The sequence below is a fragment of the Enterobacter dykesii genome (assembly GCF_008364625.2).
GTDB lineage: Bacteria > Pseudomonadota > Gammaproteobacteria > Enterobacterales > Enterobacteriaceae > Enterobacter > Enterobacter dykesii.
Map to the genome: position 1 here is coordinate 198,732 of NZ_CP126604.1, position 16,746 is coordinate 215,477.

General features: G+C 53.8%; 13 protein-coding genes. 8 read left to right on the forward strand and 5 right to left on the reverse strand.

Annotated elements, in window-relative coordinates; translation table 11 throughout:
- Window positions 1-15 precede the first annotated feature (15 nt).
- The 8 genes from secE (at window position 16) to rpoC (ending at window position 12,108) form a co-directional block, all read left to right on the forward strand.
- Window positions 16-399, forward strand: a complete 384-nt coding sequence (secE, locus tag F0320_RS00915; protein WP_014068449.1) for a preprotein translocase subunit SecE — start codon at window positions 16-18, stop codon at window positions 397-399.
- 1 nt (window position 400) lies between these two features.
- Window positions 401-946, forward strand: coding sequence for a transcription termination/antitermination protein NusG (nusG, locus tag F0320_RS00920; RefSeq protein WP_002438628.1), 546 nt, complete (start codon window positions 401-403; stop codon window positions 944-946).
- 156 nt (window positions 947-1,102) lie between these two features.
- The gene (gene rplK, locus F0320_RS00925) at window positions 1,103-1,531 is read left to right on the forward strand and encodes a 50S ribosomal protein L11 (RefSeq protein WP_008503452.1); all 429 of its coding nucleotides are present in this window, start codon (window positions 1,103-1,105) and stop codon (window positions 1,529-1,531) included.
- A gap of 3 nt (window positions 1,532-1,534) precedes the next feature.
- Window positions 1,535-2,239, forward strand: a complete 705-nt coding sequence (gene rplA / locus F0320_RS00930) for a 50S ribosomal protein L1 (RefSeq protein ID WP_006810530.1) — start codon at window positions 1,535-1,537, stop codon at window positions 2,237-2,239.
- Window positions 2,240-2,530: 291 nt separating this feature from the next.
- Window positions 2,531-3,028 (forward strand): 50S ribosomal protein L10, encoded by a 498-nt coding sequence (rplJ, locus tag F0320_RS00935; protein ID WP_001207203.1) that lies wholly within the window; start codon window positions 2,531-2,533, stop codon window positions 3,026-3,028.
- Between the two features lie 66 nt (window positions 3,029-3,094).
- Window positions 3,095-3,460, forward strand: a complete 366-nt coding sequence (gene rplL, locus F0320_RS00940) for a 50S ribosomal protein L7/L12 (protein ID WP_002445276.1) — start codon at window positions 3,095-3,097, stop codon at window positions 3,458-3,460.
- A 319-nt stretch (window positions 3,461-3,779) separates the two neighbouring features.
- Window positions 3,780-7,808, forward strand: coding sequence for a DNA-directed RNA polymerase subunit beta (gene rpoB, locus F0320_RS00945; RefSeq protein ID WP_023334099.1), 4,029 nt, complete (start codon window positions 3,780-3,782; stop codon window positions 7,806-7,808).
- Between the two features lie 76 nt (window positions 7,809-7,884).
- The gene (rpoC, locus tag F0320_RS00950) at window positions 7,885-12,108 is read left to right on the forward strand and encodes a DNA-directed RNA polymerase subunit beta' (protein WP_029741888.1); all 4,224 of its coding nucleotides are present in this window, start codon (window positions 7,885-7,887) and stop codon (window positions 12,106-12,108) included.
- 57 nt (window positions 12,109-12,165) lie between these two features.
- Here the strand turns inward: rpoC and F0320_RS00955 are convergent, their stop codons facing one another.
- From F0320_RS00955 to thiG, 5 genes are all read right to left on the reverse strand, one after another.
- Window positions 12,166-12,483: a PTS lactose/cellobiose transporter subunit IIA gene (locus F0320_RS00955; RefSeq protein WP_008503455.1), complete on the reverse strand. Its 318-nt coding sequence runs from the start codon at window positions 12,481-12,483 to the stop codon at window positions 12,166-12,168.
- A complete protein-coding gene (locus tag F0320_RS00960; RefSeq protein ID WP_010425948.1) occupies window positions 12,483-12,791 on the reverse strand; it encodes a PTS sugar transporter subunit IIB in 309 nt (102 codons plus the stop codon). The genes F0320_RS00955 and F0320_RS00960 overlap by 1 nt, the downstream gene beginning before the upstream one ends.
- Before the next feature lie 181 nt (window positions 12,792-12,972).
- Entirely contained in the window at window positions 12,973-14,514 is a 1,542-nt protein-coding gene (locus F0320_RS00965) for a sensor domain-containing diguanylate cyclase (RefSeq protein ID WP_126331229.1), read from the reverse strand.
- 337 nt (window positions 14,515-14,851) lie between these two features.
- Complete coding sequence (gene thiH, locus F0320_RS00970; protein WP_126331231.1) at window positions 14,852-15,979, reverse strand: 2-iminoacetate synthase ThiH; 1,128 nt, start codon at window positions 15,977-15,979, stop codon at window positions 14,852-14,854.
- Window positions 15,976-16,746 (reverse strand): thiazole synthase, encoded by a 771-nt coding sequence (gene thiG, locus F0320_RS00975; RefSeq protein WP_047059535.1) that lies wholly within the window; start codon window positions 16,744-16,746, stop codon window positions 15,976-15,978. Before thiG ends, thiH begins: the two co-directional genes overlap by 4 nt.

The following is a 16,746-nucleotide window of genomic DNA, read 5'->3' on the forward strand; positions in this document are numbered from 1 at the left end:
CTGACAGGTTGGTTTATGAGTGCGAATACCGAAGCTCAAGGGAGCGGGCGCGGCCTGGAAGCGATGAAGTGGGTCGCTGTTGCCGTGCTGCTGATTGTGGCAATCGTTGGCAACTATCTTTATCGTGACATGATGCTGCCGCTCCGCGCGCTGGCAGTGGTGATTCTGATTGCTGCAGCGGGCGGTGTCGCGCTGTTGACGACTAAAGGTAAAGCAACCGTTGCTTTTGCACGTGAAGCGCGTACCGAAGTCCGCAAGGTCATTTGGCCGACTCGCCAGGAAACACTGCACACCACGCTGATCGTGGCAGCAGTAACTGCGGTAATGTCACTGATCCTGTGGGGACTGGATGGTATTCTGGTTCGCCTGGTTTCCTTTATTACTGGCCTGAGGTTCTAAGATGTCTGAAGCCCCTAAAAAGCGTTGGTACGTCGTTCAGGCGTTTTCCGGTTTTGAAGGCCGCGTAGCAACGTCGCTGCGTGAGCATATCAAATTACACAACATGGAAGAGTTATTTGGCGAAGTTATGGTTCCGACCGAAGAAGTGGTTGAGATCCGTGGCGGCCAACGTCGCAAAAGCGAGCGTAAATTCTTCCCGGGTTACGTGCTGGTTCAGATGGTGATGAACGACGCGAGCTGGCACCTGGTGCGCAGCGTACCGCGCGTGATGGGCTTTATCGGCGGCACGTCTGACCGTCCGGCGCCAATCAGCGACAAAGAAGTTGATGCGATTATGAACCGCCTGCAGCAGGTGGGTGATAAGCCGCGTCCGAAAACGCTGTTTGAACCGGGTGAAATGGTTCGTGTTAGCGACGGTCCGTTTGCTGACTTTAACGGTGTGGTTGAAGAAGTGGACTACGAGAAGTCCCGCCTGAAAGTTTCTGTTTCTATCTTCGGTCGTGCGACCCCGGTAGAACTGGACTTTGCGCAGGTCGAAAAAGCCTAAGCAGCGATCAAAAAAGCGGCGATTTAATCGTTGCACAGGGCGCGAGATTGGAATACAATTTCGCGCCTTTTGTTTTTATGGGCCCCGGCCCGTAAAACGAATTTTATTCACGGGGAGCCTCCCTGAGGCGCTATCACCCAATCAGAGGATTTTAGAATGGCTAAGAAAGTACAAGCCTACGTCAAGCTGCAGGTTGCAGCTGGTATGGCGAACCCAAGTCCACCAGTTGGTCCAGCTCTGGGTCAGCAGGGTGTGAACATCATGGAATTCTGTAAAGCGTTCAACGCCAAAACCGAATCCCTGGAAAAAGGTCTGCCAATCCCAGTCGTAATCACTGTTTACGCTGACCGTTCTTTCACTTTCGTTACCAAAACCCCTCCAGCAGCAGTTCTGCTGAAGAAAGCGGCTGGTATCAAGTCTGGTTCCGGTAAACCGAACAAAGACAAAGTGGGTAAAATTTCCCGCGCTCAGCTGCAGGAAATCGCGCAGACCAAAGCTGCCGACATGACTGGTGCCGACATTGAAGCGATGACTCGCTCAATCGAAGGTACTGCACGTTCCATGGGCCTGGTAGTGGAGGACTAAGAAATGGCTAAACTGACCAAGCGCATGTCCGTGATCCGTGACAAAGTTGATGCGACCAAACAGTACGACATCAACGAAGCTATCGCTCTGCTGAAAGAACTAGCAACTGCTAAGTTCGTTGAAAGCGTTGACGTTGCCGTTAACCTCGGCATCGACGCGCGTAAATCCGATCAGAACGTTCGTGGCGCAACTGTACTGCCACACGGTACTGGCCGTTCCGTTCGCGTAGCTGTATTTGCTCAGGGTGCAAACGCTGAAGCTGCTAAAGCTGCCGGCGCTGAACTGGTAGGTATGGAAGATCTGGCTGATCAGATCAAGAAAGGCGAAATGAACTTTGACGTTGTTATTGCTTCTCCAGATGCAATGCGCGTTGTTGGCCAGCTGGGCCAGGTTCTGGGTCCACGCGGCCTGATGCCTAACCCGAAAGTTGGTACTGTAACTCCTAACGTTGCTGAAGCGGTTAAGAACGCTAAAGCAGGTCAGGTTCGTTATCGTAACGACAAAAACGGCATCATCCACACCACCATCGGTAAAGTGGACTTTGACGCTGACAAACTGAAAGAAAACCTGGAAGCTCTGCTGGTTGCGCTGAAAAAAGCAAAACCAACTCAGGCGAAAGGCGTGTACATCAAGAAAGTTAGCATCTCCACCACCATGGGTGCAGGTGTTGCAGTTGACCAGGCTGGCCTGAGCGCTGCTGCAAACTAATGCCTTTACGTGGGCGGTGATTTTGTCTACAATCTTACCCCCACGTTTGCTAACGAAAGTTAGCGGCTAAAAGATTTGTTCGTTGGAGCCTGGCCTAATCCAGGCCTCCGTCGAAGACCGCAGGTGTTTCGCAAGAGACTTAATCCCCTGCGTAGACGGTGACAGAACGCTAAGATTATTTTTGGATACTCTGGCTTGTTTCTGCTCACCGTATTAAGACGCTCTTTCCGTTGGGGAGAGTGAAGTGAGTTCCGGAACATGAGTTCCGGCAAACATCCAGGAGCAAAGCTAATGGCTTTAAATCTTCAAGACAAACAAGCGATTGTTGCTGAAGTCAGCGAAGTAGCCAAAGGCGCGCTGTCTGCAGTAGTTGCGGATTCCCGTGGCGTTACTGTAGACAAAATGACTGAACTGCGTAAAGCAGGTCGTGAAGCTGGCGTATACATGCGTGTTGTTCGTAACACCCTGCTGCGTCGCGTAGTTGAAGGTACTCAGTTCGAGTGCCTGAAAGACACGTTTGTTGGTCCGACCCTGATTGCATACTCTATGGAACACCCGGGCGCTGCTGCTCGTCTGTTCAAAGAGTTCGCGAAAGCGAATGCAAAATTTGAGGTCAAAGCTGCAGCCTTTGAAGGTGAGTTGATCCCGGCATCGCAAATCGATCGCCTGGCAACCCTGCCGACCTACGAAGAAGCAATTGCACGCCTGATGGCAACCATGAAAGAAGCTTCGGCTGGCAAACTGGTTCGCACTCTGGCTGCTGTTCGCGATGCGAAAGAAGCTGCTTAATCGCAGTTATCTTTATAAAGCATTTGCTTACGTATAAACTTATTCTGATTTTCAGGAACAATTTAAATGTCTATCACTAAAGATCAAATCATTGAAGCAGTAGCAGCTATGTCCGTAATGGACGTTGTAGAGCTGGTTTCTGCAATGGAAGAAAAATTCGGTGTTTCTGCTGCTGCTGCTGTAGCTGTAGCTGCGGGCCCGGCTGAAGCTGCTGAAGAAAAAACTGAATTCGACGTAATTCTGAAAGCTGCTGGCGCTAACAAAGTTGCTGTTATCAAAGCAGTACGTGGCGCAACTGGCCTGGGTCTGAAAGAAGCTAAAGACCTGGTAGAATCTGCTCCAGCTGCGCTGAAAGAAGGCGTGAGCAAAGACGACGCAGAAGCACTGAAAAAATCTCTGGAAGAAGCTGGCGCTGAAGTTGAAGTTAAATAAGCCAACTTTTCTGGTTGCAGCCTGAGTAATTAGGCTGATGGCTGGTGACTTTTTAGTCACCAGCCTTTTTGCGCTGTAAGGCATCAGTAGCATTTCACACTGTTTGACTGCTGATTGTCCTGACAATGCATGTTTCTATCGACGACTTAATATATTGCGACAGGGTGCTCGCTCTGTGTAAATCGCGACGAAATGATTTAAGCGTGATAGCAACAGGTATTGCGGAAAGTATTCAATTTTCCGGTCCACAAAATGGTGTTGCACAAACTGTCCCTTCGTCGGACAGATGGGTCGACTTGTCAGCGAGCTGAGGAACCCTATGGTTTACTCCTATACCGAGAAAAAACGTATTCGTAAGGATTTTGGTAAACGTCCACAAGTTCTGGACATTCCATATCTCCTTTCTATCCAGCTTGACTCGTTCCAGAAGTTTATCGAGCAAGATCCTGAAGGGCAGTACGGTCTGGAAGCAGCCTTCCGCTCCGTGTTCCCGATTCAGAGCTACAGCGGTAACTCCGAGCTGCAGTACGTCAGCTACCGCCTTGGCGAACCGGTGTTTGACGTTCAGGAATGTCAGATCCGTGGCGTGACCTATTCCGCACCGCTGCGCGTAAAACTGCGTCTGGTGATCTACGAGCGCGAAGCGCCGGAAGGCACCGTTAAAGACATTAAAGAACAAGAAGTCTACATGGGTGAAATTCCACTCATGACGGACAACGGTACTTTCGTTATCAACGGTACTGAGCGTGTTATCGTTTCCCAGCTGCATCGTAGCCCGGGCGTCTTCTTCGACAGCGATAAAGGTAAAACACACTCTTCCGGTAAAGTACTGTATAACGCACGCATCATTCCTTACCGTGGTTCATGGCTGGACTTCGAGTTCGATCCGAAAGACAACCTGTTTGTCCGTATCGACCGTCGTCGTAAGCTGCCTGCAACCATCATTCTGCGTGCGCTGCAATACACCACTGAACAGATCCTGGACCTGTTCTTTGAGAAAGTGATCTTTGAAATCCGCGACAACAAGCTGCAGATGGAGCTGGTGCCGGAACGTCTGCGTGGTGAGACCGCGTCGTTCGACATCGAAGCCGACGGCAAAGTGTATGTGGAAAAAGGTCGCCGTATCACCGCGCGCCACATCCGCCAGCTGGAAAAAGATGATATCAAACTCATCGAAGTTCCGGTTGAGTACATTGCAGGAAAAGTAGCCGCGAAAGATTACGTTGACGAGTCAACGGGTGAGCTGATCTGCCCAGCGAACATGGAGCTGAGCCTGGATCTGCTGGCTAAGCTGAGCCAGTCTGGTCACAAACGTATCGAAACGCTGTTCACCAACGATCTGGACCACGGTGCGTATATCTCTGAGACTATTCGCGTCGACCCAACCACCGATCGTCTGAGCGCGCTGGTCGAAATCTACCGCATGATGCGTCCTGGTGAGCCCCCAACTCGCGAAGCGGCGGAAAGCCTGTTCGAGAACCTGTTCTTCTCCGAAGACCGCTACGATCTGTCCGCGGTTGGTCGTATGAAGTTCAACCGTTCTCTGCTGCGCGACGAAATCGAAGGTTCCGGTATCCTGAGCAAAGACGACATCATCGAAGTGATGAAGAAGCTCATCGATATCCGTAACGGTAAAGGCGAAGTGGACGATATCGACCACCTCGGCAACCGTCGTATCCGTTCCGTAGGCGAAATGGCGGAAAACCAATTCCGCGTTGGCCTGGTACGTGTAGAGCGTGCGGTGAAAGAGCGTCTGTCTCTGGGCGATCTGGATACCCTGATGCCTCAGGATATGATCAACGCCAAGCCGATTTCTGCAGCAGTGAAAGAGTTCTTCGGTTCAAGCCAGCTGTCTCAGTTCATGGACCAGAACAACCCGCTGTCTGAGATTACGCACAAACGTCGTATCTCTGCACTCGGCCCAGGCGGTCTGACCCGTGAACGCGCAGGCTTTGAAGTTCGAGACGTACACCCGACGCACTACGGTCGCGTATGTCCAATCGAAACGCCTGAAGGTCCAAACATCGGTCTGATCAACTCCCTGTCCGTGTACGCACAGACTAACGAATACGGTTTCCTCGAGACCCCGTACCGTAAAGTGACCGACGGTGTTGTAACCGACGAAATTCACTACCTGTCTGCTATCGAAGAAGGCAACTACGTTATCGCTCAGGCGAACTCCAACCTGGATGACGAAGGCCACTTTGTAGAAGATCTGGTTACCTGCCGTAGCAAAGGCGAATCCAGCTTGTTCAGCCGCGACCAGGTTGACTACATGGACGTATCCACCCAGCAGGTGGTATCCGTCGGTGCGTCCCTGATCCCGTTCCTGGAACACGATGACGCCAACCGTGCATTGATGGGTGCGAACATGCAACGTCAGGCCGTTCCAACTCTGCGCGCTGATAAGCCGCTGGTTGGTACCGGTATGGAACGTGCTGTTGCCGTTGACTCCGGTGTTACTGCGGTTGCTAAACGTGGCGGTACTGTTCAGTACGTCGATGCATCCCGTATCGTTATCAAAGTTAACGAAGACGAGATGTATCCGGGCGAAGCAGGTATCGACATTTATAACCTGACCAAATACACCCGTTCTAACCAGAACACCTGTATCAACCAGATGCCTTGTGTGTCTCTGGGTGAGCCAGTTGAGCGCGGCGACGTGCTGGCAGACGGCCCGTCCACCGACCTCGGTGAACTGGCGCTCGGTCAGAACATGCGCGTAGCGTTCATGCCGTGGAACGGTTACAACTTCGAAGACTCCATCCTCGTATCCGAGCGTGTGGTTCAGGAAGATCGTTTCACCACCATCCACATTCAGGAACTGGCGTGTGTGTCCCGTGACACCAAGCTGGGGCCAGAAGAGATCACCGCTGACATCCCTAACGTGGGTGAAGCTGCGCTCTCCAAACTGGATGAATCCGGTATCGTTTACATCGGTGCGGAAGTGACCGGTGGCGACATTCTGGTTGGTAAGGTTACGCCGAAAGGTGAAACCCAGCTGACGCCAGAAGAGAAACTGCTGCGTGCAATCTTCGGTGAGAAAGCGTCTGACGTTAAAGACTCTTCTCTGCGCGTACCAAACGGTGTTTCCGGTACGGTTATCGACGTTCAGGTCTTCACCCGTGACGGCGTTGAGAAAGATAAGCGTGCGCTGGAAATCGAAGAGATGCAGCTCAAACAGGCTAAGAAAGACCTGTCTGAAGAACTGCAGATCCTCGAAGCGGGTCTGTTCAGCCGTATCTATGCGGTGCTGGTTGCCGGTGGCGTTGAAGCTGAGAAGCTCGACAAACTGCCACGCGATCGCTGGCTGGAACTGGGCCTGACCGACGAAGAGAAACAAAATCAGCTGGAACAGCTGGCTGAGCAGTATGACGAACTGAAACACGAGTTCGAGAAAAAACTCGAAGCGAAACGCCGCAAAATCACTCAGGGCGACGATCTGGCACCAGGCGTGCTGAAGATTGTTAAGGTGTATCTGGCCGTTAAACGTCAGATCCAGCCTGGTGATAAGATGGCAGGTCGTCACGGTAACAAGGGTGTTATCTCTAAGATCAACCCGATCGAAGATATGCCGCACGATGCTAACGGTACGCCGGTAGATATCGTACTGAACCCACTGGGCGTACCGTCTCGTATGAACATCGGTCAGATCCTGGAAACTCACCTGGGTATGGCTGCGAAAGGTATCGGCGACAAGATTAACGCCATGCTGAAGCAGCAGGAAGAAGTCGCGAAACTGCGCGAATTCATCCAGCGTGCCTACGATCTGGGTACCGACGTGCGTCAGAAAGTCGACCTGAATACCTTCAGCGATGAAGAAGTGCTGCGTCTGGCTGAGAACCTGAAAAAAGGTATGCCAATCGCAACGCCGGTCTTCGATGGTGCGAAAGAAGCTGAAATTAAAGAGCTGCTGCAACTGGGTGGTCTGCCAACGTCTGGTCAGATTACGCTGTTTGACGGCCGTACCGGTGAACAGTTCGAGCGTCCGGTAACCGTAGGTTACATGTACATGCTGAAACTGAACCACCTGGTCGACGACAAGATGCACGCTCGTTCTACCGGTTCTTACAGCCTGGTTACTCAGCAGCCGCTGGGTGGTAAGGCACAGTTCGGTGGTCAGCGCTTCGGGGAGATGGAAGTGTGGGCGCTGGAAGCATACGGCGCGGCATACACCCTGCAGGAAATGCTCACCGTTAAGTCTGATGACGTGAACGGTCGTACCAAGATGTATAAAAACATCGTGGACGGCAACCATCAGATGGAGCCGGGCATGCCAGAATCCTTCAACGTACTGTTGAAAGAGATTCGTTCGCTGGGTATCAACATCGAACTGGAAGACGAGTAATTCTCGCTCAAACAGGTCACTGGTGCCGGGTTAACCCCCGGCACCAGATTGTGCTAACTCCGACGGGAGCAAATCCGTGAAAGATTTATTAAAGTTTCTGAAAGCGCAGACTAAAACCGAAGAGTTTGATGCGATCAAAATTGCTCTGGCTTCGCCAGACATGATCCGTTCATGGTCTTTCGGTGAAGTTAAAAAGCCGGAAACCATCAACTACCGTACGTTCAAACCTGAGCGTGACGGCCTTTTCTGTGCGCGTATTTTCGGGCCAGTAAAAGATTACGAGTGCCTGTGCGGTAAGTACAAGCGCCTGAAACACCGTGGTGTGATCTGTGAGAAGTGCGGCGTTGAAGTGACCCAGACCAAAGTGCGTCGTGAGCGCATGGGCCACATCGAGCTGGCGTCTCCGACCGCTCACATCTGGTTCCTGAAATCTCTGCCGTCCCGTATCGGTCTGCTGCTGGATATGCCGCTGCGCGATATCGAACGCGTTCTGTACTTCGAATCTTATGTGGTTATCGAAGGCGGGATGACGAACCTGGAACGTCATCAGATCCTGACTGAAGAGCAGTATCTGGACGCGCTGGAAGAGTTCGGTGACGAATTCGACGCGAAGATGGGTGCGGAAGCTATTCAGGCCCTGCTGAAGAGCATGGATCTGGAGCAAGAGTGCGAGCAGCTGCGTGAAGAGCTGAACGAAACCAACTCCGAAACCAAACGTAAAAAGCTGACCAAGCGTATCAAACTGCTGGAAGCGTTCGTTCAGTCTGGTAACAAACCAGAGTGGATGATCCTGACCGTTCTGCCGGTTCTGCCGCCAGATCTGCGTCCACTGGTTCCGCTGGATGGTGGTCGTTTCGCAACGTCCGATCTGAACGATCTATATCGTCGCGTTATCAACCGTAACAACCGTCTGAAACGTCTGCTGGATCTGGCTGCGCCGGACATCATCGTACGCAACGAAAAACGTATGCTGCAGGAAGCGGTAGATGCCCTGCTGGATAACGGTCGTCGCGGTCGTGCGATCACCGGTTCTAACAAACGTCCTCTGAAATCTTTGGCCGACATGATCAAAGGTAAGCAGGGTCGTTTCCGTCAGAACCTGCTCGGTAAGCGTGTTGACTACTCCGGTCGTTCTGTTATCACCGTAGGTCCATACCTGCGTCTGCATCAGTGCGGTCTGCCGAAGAAAATGGCACTGGAGCTGTTCAAACCGTTCATCTACGGCAAGCTGGAGCTGCGTGGCCTGGCCACCACCATCAAAGCCGCTAAGAAAATGGTTGAGCGTGAAGAAGCTGTCGTTTGGGATATCCTGGACGAAGTTATCCGCGAACACCCGGTACTGCTGAACCGTGCACCAACTCTGCACCGTTTGGGTATCCAGGCATTTGAGCCAGTTCTGATCGAAGGTAAAGCTATCCAGCTGCACCCGCTGGTTTGTGCGGCATATAACGCCGACTTCGATGGTGACCAGATGGCTGTTCACGTACCGCTGACGCTGGAAGCCCAGCTCGAAGCGCGTGCGCTGATGATGTCTACCAATAACATCCTGTCCCCAGCGAACGGTGAACCAATCATCGTTCCTTCCCAGGACGTTGTATTGGGTCTGTACTACATGACCCGTGACTGTGTTAACGCTAAAGGCGAAGGCATGGTGCTGACTGGCCCGAAAGAAGCTGAGCGTATTTATCGCGCTGGCCTGGCCTCTCTGCATGCGCGCGTTAAAGTGCGTATCACCGAATACGAAAAAGATGAAAACGGCGAATTCGTTGCGAAAACCAGCCTGAAAGACACGACCGTTGGCCGTGCCATTCTGTGGATGATCGTACCGAAAGGTCTGCCTTTCTCCATCGTTAACCAGGCGCTGGGCAAGAAAGCGATCTCCAAAATGCTGAACACCTGTTACCGCATTCTGGGTCTGAAGCCGACCGTTATCTTCGCTGACCAGACAATGTATACCGGCTTTGCTTATGCAGCGCGTTCAGGTGCATCTGTTGGTATCGATGATATGGTCATCCCAGAGAAGAAACACGAGATCATCTCTGAAGCGGAAGCCGAAGTTGCTGAGATCCAGGAGCAGTTCCAGTCTGGTCTGGTTACCGCGGGCGAACGCTATAACAAAGTTATCGATATCTGGGCCGCGGCGAACGATCGTGTATCCAAAGCGATGATGGATAACCTGCAGACCGAAACCGTGATTAACCGTGACGGCGTAGAAGAGCAGCAGGTTTCCTTCAACAGCATCTACATGATGGCCGACTCCGGTGCGCGTGGTTCCGCAGCACAGATTCGTCAGCTGGCAGGTATGCGTGGTCTGATGGCGAAGCCAGATGGCTCCATCATCGAAACGCCAATCACCGCGAACTTCCGTGAAGGTCTGAACGTACTCCAGTACTTCATCTCCACGCACGGTGCTCGTAAGGGTCTGGCGGATACCGCACTGAAAACTGCGAACTCCGGTTATCTGACGCGTCGTCTGGTTGACGTTGCGCAGGATCTGGTTGTGACCGAAGACGATTGTGGCACCCTCGAAGGTATCACCATGACCCCGGTTATCGAGGGCGGTGATGTTAAAGAGCCACTGCGCGATCGCGTTCTGGGTCGTGTTACCGCGGAAGACATTCTGAAGCCGGGTACTGCAGACATTCTGGTTCCACGCAACACGCTGCTGCACGAGCACTGGTGTGACCTGCTGGAAGCGAACTCTGTTGACTCCGTGAAAGTACGTTCCGTTGTATCCTGTGACACCGACTTTGGTGTATGTGCGCACTGCTATGGTCGTGACCTGGCGCGTGGCCACATCATCAACAAAGGTGAAGCAATCGGCGTTATCGCAGCACAGTCCATCGGTGAGCCGGGTACACAGCTGACGATGCGTACGTTCCACATCGGTGGTGCGGCATCTCGTGCGGCTGCTGAATCCAGCATCCAGGTGAAAAACAAAGGTAGCATCAAGCTCAGCAACGCGAAGTCTGTTGTTAACTCCGCAGGCAAGCTGGTTGTGACCTCTCGTAACACCGAGCTGAAGCTGATCGACGAATTCGGTCGTACCAAAGAGAGCTATAAAGTGCCTTACGGTGCGGTTATGGCGAAAGGTGATGGCGAGCAGGTTGCCGGCGGTGAAACCGTTGCAAACTGGGATCCACACACCATGCCGGTTATCACCGAAGTGAGTGGTTTCATCCGCTTCACTGACATGATCGACGGCCAGACCATTACTCGTCAGACCGACGAGCTGACCGGTCTGTCTTCTCTGGTGGTTCTGGATTCTGCTGAACGTACTACCGGTGGTAAAGATCTGCGTCCTGCACTGAAAATCGTTGATGCTCAGGGTAACGACGTTCTGATCCCTGGTACCGACATGCCTGCGCAGTACTTCCTGCCGGGTAAAGCGATCGTTCAGCTGGAAGATGGCATTCAGATCGGTGCGGGTGATGCTCTGGCGCGTATTCCTCAGGAATCCAGCGGTACCAAGGACATCACCGGTGGTCTGCCACGCGTTGCGGACCTGTTCGAAGCACGTCGTCCGAAAGAGCCTGCAATTCTGGCTGAAATCAGCGGTATCATCTCCTTCGGTAAAGAGACCAAAGGGAAACGCCGTCTGGTTATCACTCCAGTAGATGGCAGCGAACCGTACGAAGAGATGATTCCTAAGTGGCGTCAGCTCAACGTGTTCGAAGGTGAACGTGTAGAACGTGGTGACGTGGTTTCCGATGGTCCAGAAGCGCCGCACGACATTCTGCGTCTTCGTGGCGTACACGCGGTAACGCGTTACATCACCAACGAAGTGCAGGACGTTTACCGTCTGCAGGGCGTTAAGATTAACGATAAGCACATTGAAGTTATCGTTCGTCAGATGCTGCGTAAAGCAACCATCGAAAACGCAGGCAGCTCCGAGTTCCTGGAAGGCGAGCAGGTTGAATACTCACGCGTCAAGATTGCTAACCGCGATCTGGAAGCGAACGGCAAAATCGGTGCGACCTTCTCGCGCGATCTGCTGGGTATCACCAAAGCGTCTCTGGCAACCGAGTCCTTCATCTCTGCAGCATCGTTCCAGGAAACGACTCGTGTCCTGACCGAAGCCGCTGTTGCTGGTAAGCGTGATGAACTGCGCGGTCTGAAAGAGAACGTTATCGTGGGCCGTCTGATCCCGGCTGGTACCGGTTATGCGTACCATCAGGATCGTATGCGTCGTCGTGCTGCGGGCGAACTGCCAGCTGCACCGCAGGTGACTGCTGAAGATGCATCCGCGAGCCTGGCAGAACTGCTGAACGCAGGTCTGGGTGGTTCCGACAACGAGTAATCGTTGAGCCGCTAATAAAAAACCCGCCTCGGCGGGTTTTTTTACATCTGCATGTTTTCAATTCACCAGCGGGATCCGACGATAAAGCTCAATCATATCGCCCGCCAGATCCTGAATGACCATCGCGTTCATCAGGTGATCCTGAGAGTGGACGGTGATCAGGTTAACCGGAAGCTTCCCGGTCCCTTCGTCAAGACCGATAAGCTGCGTCTGTATGGTGTGCGCATGCTTCACATATTCGCGCGACTCTTCCATCGCTTTTTCAGCTTCGTCAAACTCCCCTTTACGCGCCATCTGCAACGCCGTCAGGGCTGCACTACGCGCCGCGCCTGCATTGACCAGCAGCTCCATAATCGTGGTTTCTAAGTCTTCCATTATGACTCCAGAAGTTTGAGTGCTTTTTCCAGTACGGCATCACCTTTCATCATGCCGTAATCCATCATGTCGATCACCGCGACCTTTTTACCCAACGGGTCGGCCTGCGCCTGGAGTTTAGCCTGCTCGTATTTAACCTGTGGCCCCAGCAATACGATGTCGGCCGTCGCGATGTTGTCTTTAAACTCCGCAACCGGAACGGCTTTAATAGTGACTTCAACCCCTTTTTTCTGCGCGGCGTCTTTCATACGTTGAACCAGCATGCTGGTTGACATTCCCGCTGCACAGCATAAAACGATGTTCTTCATAATCAGCCTCGATCTACATGTGTTTATTGATAATTATCCCGTGCAGACCGCTTCAACAACCGGTTTACCGCGATTGTGTGTCAGGCATCACAAAGAAACCGGCGATTTTCTGAAACCGGTTACAATTTTGCGTTGTCGGGTATCCGGCCCGTCGAAACGGGCAGGGGTGAAAGAGGGAGGATTAGCTGATGGACGTTCGGTTAATGCGGTTTTTGCCCTGCTGTTTGGCGCTGTAGAGGGCGTTATCAACGCTTCCGACAAGTTGTTCCAGCGGTTCAAAGTGCCACTCCCCAAGACCACCGCTGAACGTAACCCGCAGGTTTTCTTCCCGCCAGACGCGCTTTTCAACGGCGGTACGCCACGCTTCCAGCAATGAGAGCGCAGACGTCATCTGCTCAGCCTGGAAAATTACCGCGAACTCTTCTCCACCGTAGCGGTAAATCGAGACGTCATGTGGCTGCATGATCTGGATCCCTTCGCGGGCCACGTTGCGCAGAACGATATCACCGGTCAGGTGGCCCAGCGTGTCGTTAATCGATTTAAAGTTATCGATGTCCACCAGCGCCAGCGCGAAAGGCTGCTGGGCATTCAGCAGCTCCGCGATATTGCTATCGAACGCGCGGCGGTTTTTACAGCCCGTCAGCGCATCGTGAGTCGCCTGACGCACATAGGCCATCTCACGTTCTTTATTGGACTGGATAGTATGGCTCAGCATCGCTTCCAGGCGCGGCGCTTCGCTGACGTCGCCGGTTTTGATGGCATTGATAATGTGCATCAGCACGCTACGCGAGGCGTGGCGCAGGTATAAGCCGAAGAGGATGATGATGATGGCCGCCAGCGCAAATCCCCAGCCAACAATCGTTGTTTCGTGACGGGTGATATCGGTGAGCGTCTCGCCAGAGACCCGGTAGATGACAAACCAGTCCGGGTTGGTAAACGAGTAGTAGTAATACCAGACGTTGCTTTTCTTGTCGTAAAGGTGGCCTTCACCGCTGGTCATTTTGTCCATCAGCGCTTCGCTCACGTACTGTTTGAAGAGCGCGCCTGTATCCGGGTGAAGCACCACGGCGCCGTCGCGTTCGACGACGAAGAATTCCCCCTGAACGGGCGCCACCATCTGACGCAGGGTGTAGCCCATTGACGTCAAATCGAGGTGAAATGCGATCGTTCCCTTCAGTCTGCCTTCGGGAGAAATCAATGGCTTATAGAGCGTGACCGTCGGATGGCCAGTGAAGTAGTCCATGTAGGGGCGAGTATAGTGGCTGAAGATACTGGCTTCCGCCTGGGCGACAAACCACGGCCGCGTCCGGGGATCGAAGGTTTTACTTTTCTCCGTGGGGAGTACTTCCGGTACGCGGAGATAATGCCCCTGCGTGTCCGCCAGCGAGATGGAGGAGACGGTCGGCATCAGGTTCTGCAGATGCATCACCATCTGTAGCCCTTGCGTCGGGTTGACGTTGAGCGTCTCGTTTAGCCTGTCGTTACGCGAAAAGTACATCGCGGCACGGCCCAGGATATAGTCGTTTTCACGCAGGATCGACTCGGTGTAGTTCACCGCCAGGTTGTGCGTGAAATTGCTGTTTATCTTATGATAATCCTCAAGAAAATCCTTTCGTTGCGAAAGCGTCACCGCGATCGCGATCACCGCAAAACTGCAGAGGATCCCCGCGAAGCTGAGCATGATTGGCCGGGTAAAAGAGAGCTTTTTGCTGTGAAGTGCCATGAGCTGTACATCGTTCCTGATGGTGAATACTTTTCGTCTGCCGATATCCTCTCAGCATAGTCGCTGTCCTGCGGTTAGCGGTGAATTATACGGCACACGATTTCTGGCGGGATGATTTATCTTAAGAATCATTAAGAAAATACGTATTCAGCTTGCTGGCGGCCTTTTGTGCAATGAACCAGAGGCAGGGCGAAACGAGGAAGAAGCTTTTCGCCCTGGTCAGCATCCGTTGCTGACCGTGCAACAATAAAAAACCGGACGATCGCTGACAATCCTCCGGTTTTGCCTTTTCGTCGCGCCTCGACAATTTTTTAAGGTGTTGCAGTGCGTTTCAGCGTCACTGCGAGGCTCTTCCCAGCCAGCTGTCCCAGTCTTTCCAGACAGGCTGAAGACCCTGCGCCGTCAGCGCTGCGGCGACCGCTTCCGGACGTCGTCCGTCATGCGGCGCAAACTGCTCCAGCTCCGGACGATCGTCGGCGTAGCCGCCTGGCTGCGTTTTGGAAAACGCGCTGACGTTGTTAATCGCAAGCGGGATAACGCGATCGCGAAACGCCGGGGACTCACGCGTTGAGAGCGATAATTCAACCTCCGGGGCGAGCAGGCGAAACGCGCAGATGGTCTGCACCAGCTGGCGTTCATCCATCAGCGAAGCCGGTTCAATCCCGCCCGCGCAAGGTCTCAGGCGCGGGAAGGAGATGGAGTAACGGCTCTGCCAGTAGTGCTGCTGAAGCCACAGCAGATGTTCCGCCACCATATAGCAATCCACCCGCCAGCTGTCAGAGAGCCCGATCAGCGCCCCCAGACCGATTTTGTCGATGCCGGCACGACCCAACCTGTCCGGCGTTTCCAGGCGGAAAAAGAAATCCTGTTTCTTGCCCTTCAGGTGATGCCGGGCGTACGTCGCCTCGTGATAGGTTTCCTGGTAGACCATGACCCCGTCCAGCCCGAGGGTCTTGAGTTCCGCGTACTCCTCCTGCGCCAGAGGCTGCACTTCCATCTGCAACGATGCAAACTCACGGCGAATAGCCGGAAGATGCTGACGGAAATAGTCCATTCCCACCTTCCCCTGATGTTCGCCCGTGACCAGCAGAAGATGCTCAAAGCCCATTTCACGAATGGCCGCGCACTCGCGCGCAATCTCACCTTCATTGAGCGTTTTACGCCTGATGCGGTTGCTTATGGAGAAGCCGCAGTAGGTGCAGTCATTGGCGCACAGGTTTGAGAGGTAGAGCGGCACGTAGAAGCTCACCGTGTTGCCAAAGCGCTGGCGGGTAAGCCTCTGGGCGCGCTGCGCCATCGGTTCGAGGTACGCGCTGGCCGCCGGGGAGAGCAGGGCCATCAGATCCTCGCGGGTCAGATGGCGGGCATTGAGCGCACGCTCCACGTCAGTCGCCGTTTTGCTGTTGATGCGTAGGGCAATGTCGTCCCAGTTAAGCTGTCGCCAGCGCTCGGTAAACGTGCTCATGAGATCGCCTCCAGAAAACCGGTCAGCGGGCTGGTGGCCTGCGCCTGGAAACTGCGCGAGCCGGGGCCAGACTCCCTTGCCAGCAGGCCAGCCTCTACGGCCATGCGGAACGCACGCGCCATCATGACCGGATCGTCGGCCACCGCGATGGCCGTATTGACCAGCACCGCGTCAGCACCCATCTCCAGCGCCTGCGCGGCATGGCTGGGCACGCCAATGCCCGCATCAACCACCACAGGTACGGTAGCCTGCTCAATAATGATTTCCAGCATCGCGCGGGTTTCCAGCCCCTGGTTGGAGCCAATGGGGGCGCCCAGCGGCATGACGGCGGCGCAGCCGACCTCTTCCAGCCGTTTGCACAGGACAGGGTCGGCGCCGCAGTAAGGCAGGACGATAAACCCTTGCTGCACCAGCTTTTCAGCCGCTTTCAGCGTTTCGATGGGGTCGGGCAGCAGCCAGCGGGCGTCAGGATGAATTTCCAGCTTCAGCCAGCGGGTGCCGAGCGCCTCGCGGGCCAGCTGCGCGGCAAAAATCGCCTCTTCGGCCGTTTTGGCACCGGAGGTGTTGGGCAGCAGCGTCACGCCTGCCTCCAGTAAAGGCGCCAGAATGGCATCGCTGTGATGGCGCAGATCCACGCGCTTGAGCGCCAGCGTCACCAGCTGGCTGCCGCTTTCACGAATGGCATCCACCATCAGCTGCGGCGAGGCGAATTTTCCGGTACCGGTAAACAGATGCGAATCAAAAACCTTATCGGCAATACGTAACAT

What these genes read in the sequence shown, in the direction of transcription:
- secE (WP_014068449.1), top strand. Translation starts at nt 16, where the DNA reads ATGAGTGCGAATACCGAAGCTCAAGGGAGCGGGCGCGGCCTGGAAGCG.
- nusG (WP_002438628.1), top strand. Translation starts at nt 401, where the DNA reads ATGTCTGAAGCCCCTAAAAAGCGTTGGTACGTCGTTCAGGCGTTTTCC.
- rplK (WP_008503452.1), top strand. Translation starts at nt 1,103, where the DNA reads ATGGCTAAGAAAGTACAAGCCTACGTCAAGCTGCAGGTTGCAGCTGGT.
- rplA (WP_006810530.1), top strand. Translation starts at nt 1,535, where the DNA reads ATGGCTAAACTGACCAAGCGCATGTCCGTGATCCGTGACAAAGTTGAT.
- rplJ (WP_001207203.1), top strand. Translation starts at nt 2,531, where the DNA reads ATGGCTTTAAATCTTCAAGACAAACAAGCGATTGTTGCTGAAGTCAGC.
- rplL (WP_002445276.1), top strand. Translation starts at nt 3,095, where the DNA reads ATGTCTATCACTAAAGATCAAATCATTGAAGCAGTAGCAGCTATGTCC.
- rpoB (WP_023334099.1), top strand. Translation starts at nt 3,780, where the DNA reads ATGGTTTACTCCTATACCGAGAAAAAACGTATTCGTAAGGATTTTGGT.
- F0320_RS00955 (WP_008503455.1), bottom strand. Translation starts at nt 12,483, where the DNA reads ATGGAAGACTTAGAAACCACGATTATGGAGCTGCTGGTCAATGCAGGC.
- F0320_RS00960 (WP_010425948.1), bottom strand. Translation starts at nt 12,791, where the DNA reads ATGAAGAACATCGTTTTATGCTGTGCAGCGGGAATGTCAACCAGCATG.
- F0320_RS00965 (WP_126331229.1), bottom strand. Translation starts at nt 14,514, where the DNA reads ATGGCACTTCACAGCAAAAAGCTCTCTTTTACCCGGCCAATCATGCTC.
- thiH (WP_126331231.1), bottom strand. Translation starts at nt 15,979, where the DNA reads ATGAGCACGTTTACCGAGCGCTGGCGACAGCTTAACTGGGACGACATT.
- thiG (WP_047059535.1), bottom strand. Translation starts at nt 16,746, where the DNA reads ATGTTACGTATTGCCGATAAGGTTTTTGATTCGCATCTGTTTACCGGT.